The following is a 15,825-nucleotide window of genomic DNA, read 5'->3' as shown; positions in this document are numbered from 1 at the left end:
TCCCTGAAGAATTCGGGCGGTTTCCTCTCCTGCTGGTACAATTGCCATGCCTGACGGCGGGTGTCCATCGACTTAGCGGGCGGGGGCCTCGCGAAATTGGCCCGGTTGCAGGCCATCCAGCTGCCAATCGCCGATGGACCAGCGCACGAGACGCAGGGTCGGGTTGCCAACGGCCGCCGTCATCCGGCGCACCTGCCGGTTGCGTCCTTCGCGGATGGTCAGGCGCAGCCAGCAGTCGGGCACGGTCTTGCGGAAGCGCACTGGCGGATCGCGCGGCCATAGCTGCGGATCGTCGATCAGTTCCGCCTCGGCGGGCAGGGTGGGGCCGTCGTTCAGCATCACCCCGTGCGCCAGCTGGTCCAGCGCAGCAGCATCGGGAATGCCTTCCACCTGCACGAGGTAGGTCTTGGGCAGCTTGAACTTCGGATCGGCAATCCGTGCCTGCAACCGGCCGTCATCGGTCAGCAGCAACAGCCCTTCGCTGTCACGGTCCAGCCGTCCTGCCGGATAGACACCGGGCATGTCGATAAAGTCCGACAGCGTCGCGCGCTTGGTCGGGCTGCCGCGGTCGGTAAACTGCGACAGCACGTTCATCGGCTTGTTGAAGAGGATCAGGCGGGACATGTCCGTGCGGCGTCCCGCCGTGATCTTACTGGTCGAGGAACGAGCGCATCTTCCGCGAGCGGCTCGGGTGCTTTAGCTTGCGCAGCGCCTTGGCCTCGATCTGGCGGATACGTTCGCGGGTCACGCTGAACTGCTGGCCTACTTCCTCCAGCGTGTGATCGGTGTTCATGCCGATGCCGAAACGCATGCGGAGCACACGTTCCTCACGCGGGGTGAGCGATGCCAGCACGCGGGTGACGGTTTCCTTGAGGTTTGCCTGGATCGCGGCGTCGACCGGTATCACGGCGTTCTTGTCCTCGATGAAATCGCCCAGGTGCGAATCTTCCTCGTCGCCGATGGGCGTTTCGAGGCTGATCGGTTCCTTGGCGATCTTCATCACCTTGCGAACCTTCTCCAGCGGCATGGAAAGGCGTTCGGCCATTTCCTCCGGCGTGGGTTCGCGGCCCTGCTCGTGCAGGAACTGGCGGCTGGTGCGCACCAGCTTGTTGATCGTCTCGATCATGTGGACCGGGATACGGATCGTGCGCGCCTGGTCGGCGATCGAGCGGGTGATCGCCTGCCGGATCCACCAGGTGGCGTAGGTGCTGAACTTGTAACCGCGGCGGTATTCGAACTTGTCGACCGCCTTCATCAGGCCGATGTTGCCTTCCTGGATCAGGTCGAGGAACTGCAGGCCGCGGTTGGTGTACTTCTTGGCGATCGAGATCACCAGGCGCAGGTTGGCCTCGACCATTTCCTTCTTGGCGATGCGCGCCTCGCGCTCGCCCTTCTGCACCATGTTCACGATGCGGCGGAATTCGTCCAGGCTCATGCCCGTGGCGCTGGCGATATCGGCGATCTCGGCACGGATGCGCTCGACCGCGTCGGCTTCCTTCTCGGCGAAGGCAGCCCACTTCTTGTCCTTCTTCGCGCGCTCCTTCATCCAGGCATCGTCGAGCTCGTTGCCGACATAGCTTTCGAGGAAGTCGAGACGCTTCACCTTGTGGCGTTCGGCCAGGCGCAGCATCTGCCCGCCCAAAGCGGTCAGGCGACGGTTGAAGGCATAGAGATTGTCGACCAGGTATTCGATCTTGGTCGCGTGGAACTGTACGGACTCGACCTCGGCGGTCAGTTCCTCGCGCAGCTTCTCGTACCGGTTTTCCTTCGCCTTGGGGAATTCCTCCCCGGCGCCCAGCACGTCGACACGCTCGGCCTGGAGCTTCTCGAACTTCTTGAACAGGTCGGTGATGCGGGCGAAACGCTCGATGGCGTCGGGCTTCAGCGCCGCTTCCATCTGGGCGAGGGACATGGTGTTGTCCTCTTCCTCGTCCTCGTCGCGCTTGCGGCTCGAACCTTCCTCGCCGTCTTCGCCCTCTTCGTTGTCCTCGTCGTCGTCATCCTCGTCATCGTCGCGGATGGTGGGGCCGGCGGTCTCCTCGGAGATCTCGCCGTCGTCATCGTCTTCGGCGCCTTCCTCCATCTTGTCGACGGGTGGCTCCTTAGAAAGCATGGCGTCAAGGTCGAGGATTTCGCGGAGCTGCATCTCTTCCGAGTTCAGCGCTTCGGACCAGGTGATGATGGCGTGGAAGGTGATCGGGCTTTCGCACAGGCCCATGATCATGGTGTCGCGGCCGGCCTCGATACGCTTGGCAATGGCGATCTCGCCTTCGCGGCTGAGCAGTTCCACCGCGCCCATTTCGCGCAGGTACATGCGCACGGGGTCGTCGGTGCGGCCCTCGCCAGCGGTGCTCTTCTTCTTTTCGGGGACGTGCTTGTTGTCCTCGGCACGCGATTCCGAACCGGTCGGCGCGATTTCCTCGGGACCGTCGTCGTCGTCCTCTTCGGCTTCTTCGGCGTTCTCGACGATCTGCACGCCCATGTCCGACAGCGCGGACTGGATATCCTCGATCTGGTCAGAGCTCATCTCGCCAGAGGGCAGCGCCTCGTTCAGCTCGTCATAGGTGATGTAGCCCTTGCGCTTCGCCTTCGCGATCATCTTCTTGATCGAGGCCTCGTTGAGGTCGATCAGCGGCGCGTCATCTTTGCCGTTGCCATCGTCTTTGGCCATTATGCTGGTTCAATCCGTCTCTTGCTCGGCGGGCTGACTTTCGTCAGCTGCCCTATCCTGTTGTCCCTGCGCCTCAGCACCTTCCTGAGATTGCGCGGCGCGTTTGCGTGCCATTTGCCCCAGTCGCGAATCGATTTCCAGTTTTCGTTTGCGCAAGCGTTGCTGCTCGGCAAACGCACCATCCGGATCGATATCGAAACGACGCGTGGCTGCGGCAATAGCCGCTTCCAATGCAGGTCTCTCGACCAGCAAGGCAACGGCTTCGGCCAGATCCTCCCTCGCGTCGTCCGGATCGGAGCCTTCCATCAGGAAGGAGAAACGGGCTTTATCCGGCGGCGGCGGCAGGTTGTCTGCAGCAGATATGGGCGAATTCGCGGAAGGTTCAAGCTCTTGTGCGTTATCGAGCAGAAAATCCACGGCCCGGGCCAATTGGGCATCACCCTTCGCAAGGCCCAGGAGGGCGTCGGCATGGCGGTGAATCTCGCCCGGGTGCTGCGCCAGTCCGTTGAGCACGGCGGCGGTTAGCATGTCGCGGAAGGCGCCGGTGGTGGCCTTGCGCAGGCGTTGCGTGACCTCTGGCGGAGTGCGCTGGGGCTGGTCGTTCCACTTGCCGCCACTGCGCGGTTTGAATTCGCGCTGCGGACGCGGCGGGAAGGCGAAGGTGCCGTAGCGGTCGAGCAGTTCGCGGCGATAGAGCGACTTGATGTCAGGGTGCGCGATAGTGTCGACGTGATCGAGCAGCCGCGCTTTCAGGCCCGCCTTGTCCTCTGGTGAGGAGAGCGGCTGCGCAGCCTGCTCGTGCTCCCAGACCAGGTCGAGCAATGACTTGGTATCAGCCAGCAGGCACTCCATCGCCTTGGGACCATCGCGCTTGATCAGGTCGTCGGGGTCGATGCCCGTGGGCAACTGGACCACTTGCAGCGAATGGCCCGGACGCAGCAGGGGCAGGGCACGCTCTGCCGCGCGCATGGCGGCGCGCCGGCCTGCCGTGTCGCCGTCGAAACACAGCACGGGCTTGTCGGCCATGCGCCAGAGCAGTTCGATCTGCTGTTCGGTCAGCGCCGTGCCCATGGGCGCGACGGCATCCTCGAAACCGGCAGCCGCGAGCGCGATCACGTCCATGTAGCCTTCGGCGACGATCACCCGGCCGGACTTGCGCGAGGCAGCAGCGGCGCGGTGCAGGTTGTAGAGCGTGCGCCCCTTGTCGAACAGCGGCGTGTCGGGGCTGTTGAGGTACTTCGCCACCCCGTCACGGTCTTGCAGGATACGCCCGCCAAAGGCGATCACCCGCTCGCGGGCATCCTGGATCGGCAGCATGACGCGGCCACGGAAACGCGAATAGGGGATCTTGTTCTCGACCTCGATCAGCAGGCCCGCCTCGACCAGCAGGCGCTCGTCGAACCGCGCCAGCGCCTTCTTGATCGCTTCCTTGTCGTCCGGCGCCCAGCCGAAACCGAACTGGCGGATCGTCCTGTCGTTGAGGCCGCGACGCTCCAGATAACTGCGCGCCTCCGCCCCGTCGGGCCCGCGCAGCTGTTCGACGAACCATTCCTGCGCCGCTGCCATGACATCATGCAGGCCCGCGCGCGCCTCGGCGCGTTCGGCGGCGCGCGGATCGGGGGCGGGGACGTCCATCCCCGCTTCCGCCGCCAGTTCCTTCACTGCGTCCATGAACTGGAGCCCGTGCTGCTCCATCATCCAGTCGATCGCGCCGCCGTGCTGCTGGCAGCCGAAGCAGTGGTAGAAGCCCTTCTGGTCGTTGACGTAGAAGCTGGGCGACTTTTCCGAATGGAACGGACAGCAGGCCTTCCACTCGCGCCCGGCGCGCTGCAGTTTCACTGTGCGCATGATGAGCGCGGACAGCGTGATCCGCGACTTCAGATCATCCAGCCATTGGGGTGACAGCGCCATAAGCCCTCAACCATAGCCCAATCCCCCGATTCGCGGGGAGTTTGGATTCGATTAGCTGTGGAGGGCTGGGGATAGCCCTTAGCTGAGCGCTTCCTTCACCCAGCCGCTGGCCTTGCTCATGTCGAGCTCGGTGCCGTGGCGCTGCTTCAGTTCGCCCATCACGCGGCTCATGTCCTTCATGCCTTCGGCGCCCAGTTCGGCCTTGATCGATTCGATGATCGCCTTGGTCTCGTCCTCGCCCAGCTGCCTGGGCAGGAATTCCTCGATCACGGCCAGTTCGGCCTTTTCCTGCTCGGCCAGCTCGGTACGGCCGCCGTCTTCGTACATCTGGATCGATTCGCGGCGCTGCTTGGCCATCTTCTGCAGGACGTCGATCACCAGAGCATCGTCGTCACCGGAGGACGACTTGGTGCGTTCCTCGATGTCGCGGTCCTTGATCTTGGCGGAAATCAGGCGCAGCGCGGCCACGCGCGGCTTGTCGCCGGCCTTCATCGCGGTAACGGTTTCGGTCTTGATGGTGTCGCGCAGCATCTGTTTTCTCGCAGCTTTCCTGTGGATGATTGCGCCCCATGTAGGGGATGGCGAAATAAAGCCAAGCCTCGCGCTTGACGGTGCCCTTCCGCGTCTCTAGCGGCTGGGACTTAGCACACATTGCCGGTCCACTGATTCACGGGAGCCACCATGGCCTTTCTCGCCTCTTCGTCTGCGCAACCTAAAGGCGCTACGGGTGTTTTGGTTCTTGCAGACGGGACAGTTGTCTGGGGCAAGGGATTTGGCGCCACGGGCGCAGAGGTTGGCGAGGTCTGCTTCAACACCTCGATGACCGGCTACCAGGAGGTGATGACCGATCCCTCCTACGCGGCGCAGATCGTCACCTTCACCTTCCCGCACATCGGCAACGTCGGCACCAATGCCGAGGACGTGGAGAGCGTGGTCGAAAGCGCTGTCGGCTGCATCGTCCGCGAAGATATCACCCACTCATCCAACTTCCGCTCCGAAGTCGAATTTGGCGAGTGGATGGAGAAGCACGGCAAGATCGGCCTCGCCGGCGTGGACACCCGCGCGCTGACCCGCCGCATCCGCCTGTCGGGCGCGCCCAACGCGGTGATTGCCCACGCTCCGGACGGCAAGTTCGACATCGACGCCCTGCTGCAGCGCGCGCAGGAATGGCCGGGGCTGGAAGGCATGGACCTCGCCCAGCGCGTCACCCGCGAAGGGCAGGAGGACTGGCAGGGCTCCTACTGGCAGCTGGGCCACGGATACCATTCGGGCGAGGGCGATAGCCGTCCCCACGTGGTCGCCATCGACTACGGCGCCAAGGACAACATCTTCCGCAACCTCGTGCGCGCTGGCGCCAAGGTGACGGTGGTTCCGGCCAAGGCCTCGCTGGAGGAAATCATGGCGCTGGAACCGGAGGGCGTGTTCCTGTCGAACGGCCCGGGCGATCCGGCGGCGACGGGCGAATATGCCGTGCCCGTGATCAAGGCGCTGCTGGACAAGGACGTGCCGCTGTTCGGCATCTGCCTCGGCCACCAGATGCTGGCGCTAGCGGCGGGCGCGAAGACGGTGAAGATGCACCAGGGCCACCGCGGCGCGAACCACCCGGTCCAGCGCGTGGGCGAGGGCTGGGGCGAGACCGCCGGCCTCGTCGAAATCACCTCGATGAACCACGGTTTCGCGGTCGACCCCGACACCCTGCCGGCGGACGTGCAGCAGACGCACATTTCGCTGTTCGACGGCAGCAACTGCGGCATTTCGATCACCGGCAAGAAGGCCTTCGGAGTGCAGTACCACCCCGAGGCGAGCCCCGGCCCGCAGGACAGCTTCTACCTGTTCGAGAAGTTTGTGGGGATGTTGGGGTGATAAGGCGGCTGCTGATATCCTTTGCGGTCTTCGCGCTTTCCGCGACCCCAACCGCTCTGACCGCTCAAACTGACGAATGGTTCGTTGGCTCACACCCTGATTATCATGCTGCGATGGTTCGAGATATCGATGGCATTTTTGTTGCGATTTATGTCGCGAAAGAACCTTCGATCTACGCATCACCCTTGTTGATGGAGACGGTGGCTGCATCCTGCGATACCGAGCGACCGATCGAGCTTCATAGCACGAGTGCTATTATGGCAGACGGCGCGACTGCATCGGAGCGGCTGGATGAAGTTCGCCGGGTCGTCGAGAACTTCTTTGATCGGAGCGTAGAAGGGTGTGAGGTCGCAGACGATCTTGAGTCACGCTTTTTCGACCGTTTTGACGACGCATATCTCGCCACGGACGGACTCTTGGTGGAAGCGGGCATTTTCCCGCTCGGTCAGGACGACGAAGTGTCCAGCGAAGAGACGGATACCCAGACAATGGATGCCACTGAGTAATGCCCAAACGTACTGACATCTCCTCCATCCTCGTCATTGGCGCTGGTCCGATCATCATCGGGCAGGCCTGCGAGTTCGACTATTCGGGCACCCAGGCGATCAAGGCGCTGAAGGAAGACGGCTATCGCGTCATCCTGGTCAATTCCAACCCGGCCACGATCATGACCGACCCGGAATTCGCCGATCGCACCTATGTCGAGCCGATCACGCCGGAAATCGTCGCCAAGATCATCGCCAAGGAGCGCCCCGACGCCCTGCTGCCCACCATGGGCGGGCAGACCGCGCTCAACTGCGCGCTGAAGCTGGAGGAAATGGGAGTCCTCAAGGAATACGGCGTGGAGATGATCGGCGCCAAGGCCGATGCCATCGACAAGGCCGAGAACCGCCAGCGTTTCCGCGCGGCGATGGACAAGATCGGCCTCGAATCTGCGCGTTCGGGCGTCGCCCATACGCTCGACGAGGCCTACGAGGTGCTCGAACGCACCGGCCTGCCGTCGATCATCCGCCCCAGCTTCACCCTGGGCGGCACCGGCGGCGGCGTGGCCTACAACAAGCAGGAATTCGAACGCATCGTCCGCTCCGGCCTCGACGCCAGCCCCACCACAGAGGTGCTGATCGAGGAAAGCCTGCTGGGCTGGAAGGAGTACGAGATGGAGGTCGTGCGCGACAAGCACGACAACGCCATCATCATCTGCTCGATCGAGAATGTCGATCCGATGGGCGTCCACACGGGCGATTCCATCACTGTCGCGCCGGCGCTGACGCTGACCGACAAGGAATACCAGATCATGCGCACCGCCAGCATCAACGTGCTGCGCGAAATCGGCGTGGAAACAGGTGGTTCGAACGTACAGTTCGCAGTCAATCCGGAGGATGGCCGCCTGATCGTGATCGAGATGAACCCGCGCGTGTCGCGGTCCTCGGCGCTGGCGTCCAAGGCCACCGGCTTCCCCATCGCCCGAGTCGCGGCCAAGCTGGCCGTGGGCTATACGCTCGACGAGATCACCAACGAGATCACCGGCGCGACCCCGGCCTCGTTCGAGCCGACCATCGATTATGTCGTCACCAAGATCCCGCGCTTCGCCTTCGAGAAGTTCAAGGGCGCCGACAACCACCTGTCCACCGCGATGAAGTCGGTCGGCGAAGTCATGGCCATCGGCCGCAACTTCAAGGAATCGCTGCAGAAGGCGCTGCGCGGCCTCGAGACCGGGCTCGACGGGTTCAACCGCGTGGTGGATCTGGAAGGCCAGAGCCGCGACAACATCACCGCCGCGCTTAGCCAGGCGACGCCGGACCGCATCCTGATGATCGCGCAGGCGTTCCGCGAGGGCTTCACCGTCGAGGAAGTTCAGGCGATCACCTTCTACGATCCGTGGTTCCTGCGGCACATCGAGGAAATCGTCTACGAAGAGGCGATGATCGGCCAGGATGGCCTGCCCAACCAAGCTGCCGAACTGCGCCGGTTGAAGGCCATGGGCTTCTCCGACAAGCGGCTTGCCACGCTGGCCGTGCGTTCGGTGGGCGTTGCGGGCGGCCTGGGCGAGACGCAGGCCAAGCGCTCCGGCCTGTTGCACGATGCCCTGCGGGCCATGGCCGGTGCCACGAGCGAGCAGGAAGTGCGCGAACTGCGCCAGAAGCTGGGCGTGCTGCCCGTGTTCAAGCGCATCGACTCCTGCGCTGCCGAGTTCGAAGCCATCACGCCCTACATGTACTCGACCTACGAGGCGCCCAGCTTCGGCGAGCCCGAGAACGAGGCATGGCCGAGCGACCGCGAGAAGATCGTCATCCTCGGCGGCGGCCCGAACCGGATCGGGCAGGGCATCGAGTTCGACTATTGCTGCGTCCACGCCTGTTTCGCGCTGAGCGAAGCGGGCTACGAGACGATCATGGTCAACTGCAACCCGGAGACGGTTTCAACCGACTACGACACCTCCGACCGCCTCTATTTCGAGCCGCTGACAGCCGAAGACGTGCTGGAAATCCTGCGCGTCGAACATACCAAGGGCACGCTGAAGGGCGTGATCGTGCAGTTCGGCGGGCAGACCCCGTTGAAACTGGCCGGCGCGCTGGAGGAAGCGGGTATCCCGATCCTCGGCACCTCGCCCGACGCGATCGACCTTGCCGAAGACCGCGAACGCTTTGCCAAGCTGGTCGACAAGCTGGACCTCAAGCAGCCCGAAAACGGTATCGCCTACAGCGGCGAGGAAGCACTCGCCGTGGCGCACCGGATCGGTTACCCCGTGCTGCTGCGTCCCTCCTACGTACTCGGCGGGCGGGCGATGGAGATCGTCGACAGCGACGCGCAGCTCGAAAACTACATCAAGACCGCGGTCGACGTGTCCGGCGACTCGCCTGTGCTGGTTGACCAGTACCTGCGCGATGCCATCGAATGCGATGTCGACGCCCTGTGCGACGGCGAGCAGGTCGTGATCGCTGGCGTCATGCAGCACATCGAGGAAGCCGGCGTCCACTCGGGCGACAGCGCCTGCTCGTTGCCGCCCTACAGCCTGCCCGACGAGATCGTGCAGGAAATGGAGCGCCAGGCCGAAGCCCTGGCCCTGTCGCTCGGCGTCTGCGGCCTGATGAACGTGCAGTTCGCGGTAAAGGACGGCGAGGTCTACCTGATCGAGGTGAACCCGCGCGCCAGCCGCACCGTGCCTTTCGTGGCCAAGGCCACCGGCGCGCAGGTCGCCAAGATCGCCGCGCGCGTCATGGCAGGCGAGAAGCTAGCCGACATGCCGGCGATCCCGCGCGAACTGGACTATGTCGCGGTGAAGGAAGCCGTCTTCCCCTTCGCCCGCTTCCCCGGCAGCGACCCGGTGCTTACACCGGAAATGAAGTCCACCGGCGAAGTCATGGGAATAGATAAGGATTTTCCCACCGCCTATACCAAGGCGCAGATCGCCGAAGGATCCAACCTGCCGACCAGCGGCTGCGTTTTCGTATCGGTGAAGGACAGCGACAAGCCGCAGATTGTCGGCCCGGTGAAGCAGTTGGCCGACCTCGGCTTCACGGTGATCGCCACGGGCGGCACCGAGAAGTACCTGGTCGAGCAGGGACTGCCGGTCGAACGTGTCAACAAGGTGGCCGAAGGCCGTCCGCACATCGTCGACAAGATCGTCGATGGCGAGATCGCGCTGGTGTTCAACACCACCGAAGGTTGGCAAAGCCACAAGGACAGCCAGTCGATCCGCGCTTCGGCGTTGGAAATGAAGGTTCCGTACTACACGACGGCGGCTGCTTCGGCGGCCGCAGCGCAGGCTATTGTATCCGTAAATGCAAGTGATCTTGAAGTACGCGCCTTGCAGGACTATTATAGCTAGGCCTTAGACACACATCTCCCCCTTCATATTGACGCTTGCGAAGCCGCCTGATCGGGCGGGCCACGATCGTTTTGACGGGTCGGACAGACAAGGACAGGGAAGATAATGCAGAAAGTGCCCATGCTCGCGGAGGGCTACGAAAAGCTGACCGCAGACCTCAAGGCATTGCGTGAGGAGCGGCCCAAGATCGTCGATGCGATCGAGGAAGCGCGCGCGCATGGCGACCTTTCGGAAAACGCCGAATATCACGCCGCCAAGGAACGCCAGGGCCAGGTCGAAGCCCAGATTGCCGACCTGGAAGACAAGACCAGTCGGGCCCAGATCATTGACCCGGCAAGCCTGTCGGGCGAGCGGGTGGTCTTCGGCGCGACTGTCACGGTGCTCGACGAAGACGACAAGGCGCTGAAGTACCAGATCGTCGGCCAGGCAGAGAGCGATGCCAAGGTGGGCCGTATTTCCTACGAAAGCCCCCTGGCGCGCGCGCTGATCGGCAAGAGCGTGGGCGACGAAGTGGAAGTGACCGTACCCTCGGGCGAGAAGTTCTACCTGATCGAAAAGATCGAATTCATCTGATCCTCACGTCAGTGACGGATACGAAAAGCCCCGCCGAAGCGGGGCTTTTTTGTGTCTGCCATCAGGTTCCCGGCAGGTCAGGCTCCAGCAGCCTGTGCAGGTGCACGATCACGTACTTCATTTCTGCATCATCGACCGTGCGCTGCGCCCAGCCGCGCCATGCCTCTTCGGCTTCGGCATAACTGGGATAGAAGCCGACCACATGGATGTCCTTCAGGTCCTGGAACTCTACGGTCCGCGGGTCATTTACCCGGCCGCCGATGACGAGGTGGAGGAGCTGGGATCTATCGGGCATGCGCGTGGCCTTTCGTCGCTGGAAGGGAAACTCGCCGTGCATCTACGGCAAACTCCGCCCAGCGCAAGAGGGCGGGCTCAACCGATCAGCGACGTCCGAACGCGCGTGCGAGGCGTTTGCCGGTTTCACGGCTAGCAATACGGGCGAGATCGCCGGTGCGCGCAGCCTGGTAACTGGCGTCGCGGCGCAAGGACCGGGCCGTGTCACCTACCGCATCGCCGAGGTCTTCCGCCTTGCGCGCGCCTTCGCGACCGGCAGCCTTGGCATCGTCGAACAGTTCGCTGGTGAAGGCCGTGGCGGCCTCGGCACCAAGCGCGGCGAGGCCAGCGGCCTTGGCACCGCCACGCATGGCAGCGCGGCGCGGGCCCTTGAACATGGAGGCGACGAGGATGCCCAGCACGAGGCCGCCGGCAGCGGCGGTCAGCGGGCGTTCCTTGACGAAAGTGGTGAAGCTGTCGGCGGCACCGGACACGGCATCCTTGGCGCGTTCGGAGCGGGTGGGCAGCTGCTCAGCCTCTTCACGCGCCTGTGCGGCAGCAATACGGGCCTTGATTTCTTCGCGTTTGGGATCGCTCATTGGGTGTCTCCAGCTGGAATATTCAGTCACTGTGTAAATCGTCGACGGGGGCTTCGGGTTCCGGATCGGCTTCGTCAGCTGCATCCTCGTCCTGGTTGACCAGTTCGTAGATGGCGTCAGCTATCTGGCCGCGGAACATCCACCCGACCAAGGCCAGGGCACCAAACACCAACCCGGTGCCGAGCTGGTTGCCGTGGCTGCGGACAAAATCCGCGCTGTCGTCGGCAATCTGGGCGGCGCCATCCTTGGCGCGAGAGGCCACTCGGGCACCGAAGCCGCGCTGCGCCATGTCACCTTTAACGTTGTCGATGCTGTTCTTGACCAGCCCTTTGGCGTCGTTGCGCAGGGCGCGGTCTTCACGCAGCTGCTGTTCGGGGTCAGCCATCGTCGGTCGGTTCCTCCTCGTCGCCTTGCATGGCGCCCATCAAGCTTTTCCAGGCTTTCGATGCGCGCAGCACCATGAGCAGGGTCAGCAGCAGGAGGCCGGTCACGACCACGGCGGTTGCGCCCCATGCTGTCAGGTATGGGGTCAACGCGATGATCAGTCCGACCGTGAGGCCGATCGTCGCGAGGATCGCGAAATAGATCGCGACCGCCCCGAAGGCGATCGTCTGCTTCAGGCGGTTGGCAACGAAGCCTGCGCGTGATTTCTGATACGAAAGCTCTGCGTCGACATAGGTCTTCGCGTCCTCGATCAGCGCTTCGAGATCGTCACCAAGCGAGCGAGTGGGCGCAGTGGTGTGCTCCTCGTGCGGAGGCACACCCTGCGACGCATCGTCAAGCGCGGCATCGCCATGCGCCATGGTTGCGGCCGAGCCGGTATTGTCGTCCCGTCCCTCCACGAGGGTCTAGCGGAACAGGCGGGCGAAGAAGAAACCGACCAGTGCCGCCAGGCCAACCGCCGTTGCGGGGCTCTTGCGGATCGCTTCACGCGAATCTTCAGCCAATTCCTCGTAGCTCTTCTCTTCAAGCTTGCGGGCGTTTTCCTGCAGCGAGCGCGATGCCGAGCGGGCGTAGTCGCCGTACTTCGGGCCGAACCGCTCGTCGAGCGACGCTGCGTTCTCGTCGATCATGCGCGACAGGTTGGTAAGGGCTTCGCTGGCCTTGTGCTTGCCTTCGACAGCGAGTTCACCCGCCTTTTCCTTGGCATCGCCAGCCCAGTCTTCACCGCGGGCGCGGGCTTCGTCGCGGACGTTACCTGCACGGGCGCGGGCTTCGTCGCCCAGGGCGACGGCGCCGGCCTTGGCCTCTTCCAGGGCGGCATTGAAGCGCGACTTGGCCTCGGACGTATTGCTGGTGGTCGGTTCGGCAGCAGCGGTTGCGGCGGCGACGGCAGCAAGGTCTGCTTCCGTCTTCTTGGTCGTTGCTGGTTTCTTGGCAGCCATTGTGTTCCCCTTTTTCGAGTTAGCGGGAAGGTCCCTCAATATTGTATTATGGGAGTAAGACACCCCCGTTCAAGAGATCAACGCATGTTGCAGTGCAAAGTTCCAAGAGTATAGGGGGCGCGAACACCGAAATCCGGAGATTTTTACATGACCGCCATCATCGACATTCACGGCCGCGAAGTTCTCGATTCCCGAGGCAACCCGACAGTGGAAGTCGACGTGCTGCTGGAAGATGGCAGCTTCGGTCGCGCGGCAGTGCCTTCGGGCGCCTCGACGGGCGCGCACGAGGCGGTCGAACTGCGCGATGGTGACAAGGATCGCTACCTTGGCAAGGGCGTGCTGAAGGCGGTCGACTCGGTCAACGGCGAGATTTCCGACACCATTCTCGGCCTCGATGCCGAGGACCAGCGCGATATCGACCGCGCCATGATCGAGCTCGATGGCACCCCCAACAAGGCCAAGCTCGGCGCCAATGCCATCCTCGGCGTCAGCATGGCAGTGGCCAAGGCCGCCGCGAATGCGCGTGGCCTGCCGCTCTATTCCTATGTTGGCGGGGTCTCGGCGCATGTGCTGCCCACGCCGATGATGAACATCGTCAACGGCGGCGAGCATGCCGACAACCCGATCGACATCCAGGAATTCATGATCATGCCGGTCGGCGCCGACACGCTGGCCGAAGGTGTGCGCTGGGGCGCGGAAATCTTCCACACGCTGAAGAAGGGACTAGCGGAGAAGGGCCTGTCGACCTCGGTCGGCGACGAAGGAGGCTTCGCGCCCAACCTTGCCAGCACCCGCGACGCGCTAGACTTCATCATGGCCTCGATCGAGAGGGCCGGGTTCACCCCGGGCGAAGACGTAGTGCTGGCGCTCGACTGCGCCTCGACTGAGTTCTTCGCCGACGGCCGATACGACATGGCAGGCGAGCAGATCTCGCTGACGCCTGACGAAATGGCCGCCTACCTCGCCGAGCTGTGTGATGACTACCCGATCAAGTCGATCGAGGACGGCATGGCCGAAGACGACTTCGCCGGCTGGAAGGCGCTTACCGATCTGATTGGCGACAAGGTGCAGCTGGTGGGCGACGACCTCTTTGTCACCAACCCGGAGCGCCTCGCCATGGGCATCGAGCAGGGCCTGGCCAACTCGCTGCTGGTGAAGGTCAACCAGATCGGCACGCTGACCGAGACACTGGCCGCGGTCGATATGGCCACCCGCGCGAGCTACACCAGCGTGATGAGCCACCGTTCGGGCGAAACCGAAGACGCCACCATCGCCGATCTCGCGGTTGCCACCAACTGCGGCCAGATCAAGACCGGCTCGCTCGCCCGGTCGGACCGGCTCGCCAAGTACAACCAGCTGATCCGCATCGAGGAAGAGCTGGGCGACAGTGCCAGGTACGCCGGCCGCGGATGCTTCGGGCGGCTTGCCTAAGGCCTCTCGCTGTCAGCCCGGTTCTTCGGGTGGAACCAGTACTGCCACACGCCCCAGACGTTGATCGCCAGCAACACGGCGTTCATTGCCGCGATCGGCATCGATCCGCCGGTCAGGCCGGAAATGATCCAGGTGATCGAAACGAGGCAGAACAGCACGAACCCCCACGCCGTTGCGCGCCGGCCAAGGTCGAACGCGATCAGTGAGGCGGCGATCATGGTGCCAATGGCGGCGATCCATTCCAGCGGTCCGTTCATGCCAGCCAAAGCGCGCGGGCAGGGCAAGTGGTTCCAGCCACGGCGGGTCGACCCTTCCGTTGCCTCGATGCTGCCGATATAGCTGCGCGCGAAGATACCGGGGAAAGGGAGAAGATTTCATGCGCAAGGTGCTGGCACTGTGCCTGACGATTGCAGCGACATTGATGGTGGCTACGCCTGCCAGCGCGCAGGACTGTGACCGCGAATGCCTGCGCGGCAAGGTCACCGAGGTTCTGCACGCGCTGGTGCGGCACGACACCAGCGGCCTCGACGTCGCGCCGGACCTGCGGGTTACCGAGGACGGCGTCGAGAAGGAACTGGCGCAGGTTGGCCTGGTGCGCACGGTCACACGGCTGCGCGGCTATCGGCAGGACATTATCGACGAACATGCAGGCGTCGGTGTGGCGGGGGTCATGGTGGAGGAATCGGGAGCCCCGATCATCCTCGTTGTGCGCGTGAAGGTGGACGACCGGCAGCGCCTGAACGAAATAGAACTTGTTGCCACCCGCAGCCGCGCCGAGGGCCTGCTCTTCGCCATCGACCGCTACAGCGGCGCGCCGTCCGTGGAGATGAACCTGGCGCCCCGGCCAGAGCAACTGAAAAGCCGCGAGGACGCCGTGGCCATCGCCATGCTCTATCCGCTCGGCCTGTCCAACGCAGAGACTTTCAACGCCGTCGGCACGCCGTTCTCTGATGATGCCTACCGCATCGAGAACGGCATGATGATGGCGGGGCCGGACTGCACCTTCATCCCCGGCTGCAACGACATCGGCAACCAGTCGCTGGCGATCTTCAACCAGCTCGGCCGTGTGACCGTGCGTGACATTGTCGTCGACGAACGCATGGGCATCGTACTGATGCGGCTGTCATGGAATGCCAGCGGCCCGGGCTCTGACCGGCTGACGGCGTGGGAGATGTTCAAGGTCTACGACGGCCAGATCCACATGGTGGAGGCCTATATCCGCCTGCTGCCACCGGAGCTGGATCTTGGCGGTTGGCCGATTGCCGAGGGTATCGAGCAGCCCTAGGCAGG

16 protein-coding genes are annotated in these 15,825 nt (G+C 63.6%); 6 read left to right on the top strand and 10 right to left on the bottom strand.

What is annotated here, in order from left to right; all coding sequences use genetic code 11:
* Positions 1 to 72 precede the first annotated feature (72 nt).
* The 4 genes from AAEO60_RS06725 to AAEO60_RS06710 all read right to left on the bottom strand — a co-directional run bounded on the left by AAEO60_RS06725 (position 73) and on the right by AAEO60_RS06710 (position 5,113).
* Entirely contained in the window at positions 73 to 624 is a 552-nt protein-coding gene (locus tag AAEO60_RS06725; RefSeq protein WP_341672882.1) for a pseudouridine synthase, read from the bottom strand.
* 25 nt (positions 625 to 649) lie between these two features.
* Positions 650 to 2,671 carry an RNA polymerase sigma factor RpoD gene (gene rpoD / locus AAEO60_RS06720; protein ID WP_341672881.1) on the bottom strand — a complete coding sequence of 674 codons (2,022 nt, stop codon included), beginning with the start codon at positions 2,669 to 2,671 and terminating at the stop codon, positions 650 to 652.
* Between the two features lie 9 nt (positions 2,672 to 2,680).
* Entirely contained in the window at positions 2,681 to 4,582 is a 1,902-nt protein-coding gene (dnaG, locus tag AAEO60_RS06715; protein WP_341672880.1) for a DNA primase, read from the bottom strand.
* A gap of 78 nt (positions 4,583 to 4,660) precedes the next feature.
* Entirely contained in the window at positions 4,661 to 5,113 is a 453-nt protein-coding gene (locus AAEO60_RS06710; RefSeq protein WP_341672879.1) for a GatB/YqeY domain-containing protein, read from the bottom strand.
* Positions 5,114 to 5,263: 150 nt separating this feature from the next.
* On the opposite strand from AAEO60_RS06710, the gene carA reads away from it, so the two are divergent.
* From carA to greA, 4 genes are all read left to right on the top strand, one after another.
* Positions 5,264 to 6,445, top strand: a complete 1,182-nt coding sequence (gene carA / locus AAEO60_RS06705; protein WP_341672878.1) for a glutamine-hydrolyzing carbamoyl-phosphate synthase small subunit — start codon at positions 5,264 to 5,266, stop codon at positions 6,443 to 6,445.
* The gene (locus tag AAEO60_RS06700) at positions 6,442 to 6,951 is read left to right on the top strand and encodes a hypothetical protein (protein ID WP_341672877.1); all 510 of its coding nucleotides are present in this window, start codon (positions 6,442 to 6,444) and stop codon (positions 6,949 to 6,951) included. Before carA ends, AAEO60_RS06700 begins: the two co-directional genes overlap by 4 nt.
* Positions 6,951 to 10,274, top strand: coding sequence for a carbamoyl-phosphate synthase large subunit (gene carB, locus AAEO60_RS06695; protein ID WP_341672876.1), 3,324 nt, complete (start codon positions 6,951 to 6,953; stop codon positions 10,272 to 10,274). Before AAEO60_RS06700 ends, carB begins: the two co-directional genes overlap by 1 nt.
* Positions 10,275 to 10,379: 105 nt before the next feature.
* The gene (greA, locus tag AAEO60_RS06690) at positions 10,380 to 10,847 is read left to right on the top strand and encodes a transcription elongation factor GreA (RefSeq protein ID WP_341672875.1); all 468 of its coding nucleotides are present in this window, start codon (positions 10,380 to 10,382) and stop codon (positions 10,845 to 10,847) included.
* Between the two features lie 61 nt (positions 10,848 to 10,908).
* Here the strand turns inward: greA and AAEO60_RS06685 are convergent, their stop codons facing one another.
* The 5 genes from AAEO60_RS06685 to AAEO60_RS06665 all read right to left on the bottom strand — a co-directional run bounded on the left by AAEO60_RS06685 (position 10,909) and on the right by AAEO60_RS06665 (position 13,104).
* Positions 10,909 to 11,142 (bottom strand): DUF4170 domain-containing protein, encoded by a 234-nt coding sequence (locus AAEO60_RS06685; protein WP_341672874.1) that lies wholly within the window; start codon positions 11,140 to 11,142, stop codon positions 10,909 to 10,911.
* 85 nt (positions 11,143 to 11,227) lie between these two features.
* Positions 11,228 to 11,719, bottom strand: a complete 492-nt coding sequence (locus AAEO60_RS06680) for a hypothetical protein (protein ID WP_341672873.1) — start codon at positions 11,717 to 11,719, stop codon at positions 11,228 to 11,230.
* Positions 11,720 to 11,741: 22 nt separating this feature from the next.
* Positions 11,742 to 12,104, bottom strand: coding sequence for a hypothetical protein (locus AAEO60_RS06675; RefSeq protein WP_341672872.1), 363 nt, complete (start codon positions 12,102 to 12,104; stop codon positions 11,742 to 11,744).
* Positions 12,097 to 12,522, bottom strand: a complete 426-nt coding sequence (locus AAEO60_RS06670) for a phage holin family protein (RefSeq protein ID WP_341672871.1) — start codon at positions 12,520 to 12,522, stop codon at positions 12,097 to 12,099. The genes AAEO60_RS06675 and AAEO60_RS06670 overlap by 8 nt, the downstream gene beginning before the upstream one ends.
* Before the next feature lie 45 nt (positions 12,523 to 12,567).
* A complete protein-coding gene (locus AAEO60_RS06665; protein WP_341672870.1) occupies positions 12,568 to 13,104 on the bottom strand; it encodes a hypothetical protein in 537 nt (178 codons plus the stop codon).
* 147 nt (positions 13,105 to 13,251) lie between these two features.
* Here AAEO60_RS06665 and eno point away from each other — a divergent pair, with 147 nt between their 5' ends.
* On the top strand, positions 13,252 to 14,535 hold the full coding sequence (gene eno / locus AAEO60_RS06660; protein ID WP_341672869.1) for a phosphopyruvate hydratase: 1,284 nt from the start codon (positions 13,252 to 13,254) through the stop codon (positions 14,533 to 14,535).
* Here the strand turns inward: eno and AAEO60_RS06655 are convergent.
* A complete protein-coding gene (locus tag AAEO60_RS06655) occupies positions 14,532 to 14,792 on the bottom strand; it encodes a hypothetical protein (protein WP_341672868.1) in 261 nt (86 codons plus the stop codon). The two genes, eno and AAEO60_RS06655, sit on opposite strands and share 4 nt — an antisense overlap.
* A 119-nt stretch (positions 14,793 to 14,911) precedes the next feature.
* Here AAEO60_RS06655 and AAEO60_RS06650 point away from each other — a divergent pair, with 119 nt between their 5' ends.
* Entirely contained in the window at positions 14,912 to 15,820 is a 909-nt protein-coding gene (locus AAEO60_RS06650; RefSeq protein WP_341672867.1) for a DUF8021 domain-containing protein, read from the top strand.
* Positions 15,821 to 15,825 lie beyond the last annotated feature (5 nt).

The sequence above is a fragment of the Aurantiacibacter gilvus genome, assembly GCF_038289935.1.
Taxonomy (GTDB): Bacteria; Pseudomonadota; Alphaproteobacteria; order Sphingomonadales; family Sphingomonadaceae; genus Alteraurantiacibacter; species Alteraurantiacibacter gilvus.
This window is presented reverse-complemented; position numbering and strand designations above follow the sequence as displayed.

Bases quoted from the DNA above. Each gene is read 5' to 3' on its own strand.
- rpoD (WP_341672881.1), bottom strand. From the start codon at position 2,671: ATGGCCAAAGACGATGGCAACGGCAAAGATGACGCGCCGCTGATCGAC.
- AAEO60_RS06725 (WP_341672882.1), bottom strand. From the start codon at position 624: ATGTCCCGCCTGATCCTCTTCAACAAGCCGATGAACGTGCTGTCGCAG.
- AAEO60_RS06710 (WP_341672879.1), bottom strand. From the start codon at position 5,113: ATGCTGCGCGACACCATCAAGACCGAAACCGTTACCGCGATGAAGGCC.
- carB (WP_341672876.1), top strand. From the start codon at position 6,951: ATGCCCAAACGTACTGACATCTCCTCCATCCTCGTCATTGGCGCTGGT.
- AAEO60_RS06675 (WP_341672872.1), bottom strand. From the start codon at position 12,104: ATGGCTGACCCCGAACAGCAGCTGCGTGAAGACCGCGCCCTGCGCAAC.
- AAEO60_RS06665 (WP_341672870.1), bottom strand. From the start codon at position 13,104: ATGGCTGCCAAGAAACCAGCAACGACCAAGAAGACGGAAGCAGACCTT.
- greA (WP_341672875.1), top strand. From the start codon at position 10,380: ATGCAGAAAGTGCCCATGCTCGCGGAGGGCTACGAAAAGCTGACCGCA.
- carA (WP_341672878.1), top strand. From the start codon at position 5,264: ATGGCCTTTCTCGCCTCTTCGTCTGCGCAACCTAAAGGCGCTACGGGT.
- AAEO60_RS06655 (WP_341672868.1), bottom strand. From the start codon at position 14,792: ATGAACGGACCGCTGGAATGGATCGCCGCCATTGGCACCATGATCGCC.
- AAEO60_RS06685 (WP_341672874.1), bottom strand. From the start codon at position 11,142: ATGCCCGATAGATCCCAGCTCCTCCACCTCGTCATCGGCGGCCGGGTA.
- eno (WP_341672869.1), top strand. From the start codon at position 13,252: ATGACCGCCATCATCGACATTCACGGCCGCGAAGTTCTCGATTCCCGA.
- AAEO60_RS06670 (WP_341672871.1), bottom strand. From the start codon at position 12,522: ATGGCGCATGGCGATGCCGCGCTTGACGATGCGTCGCAGGGTGTGCCT.
- dnaG (WP_341672880.1), bottom strand. From the start codon at position 4,582: ATGGCGCTGTCACCCCAATGGCTGGATGATCTGAAGTCGCGGATCACG.
- AAEO60_RS06680 (WP_341672873.1), bottom strand. From the start codon at position 11,719: ATGAGCGATCCCAAACGCGAAGAAATCAAGGCCCGTATTGCTGCCGCA.
- AAEO60_RS06650 (WP_341672867.1), top strand. From the start codon at position 14,912: ATGCGCAAGGTGCTGGCACTGTGCCTGACGATTGCAGCGACATTGATG.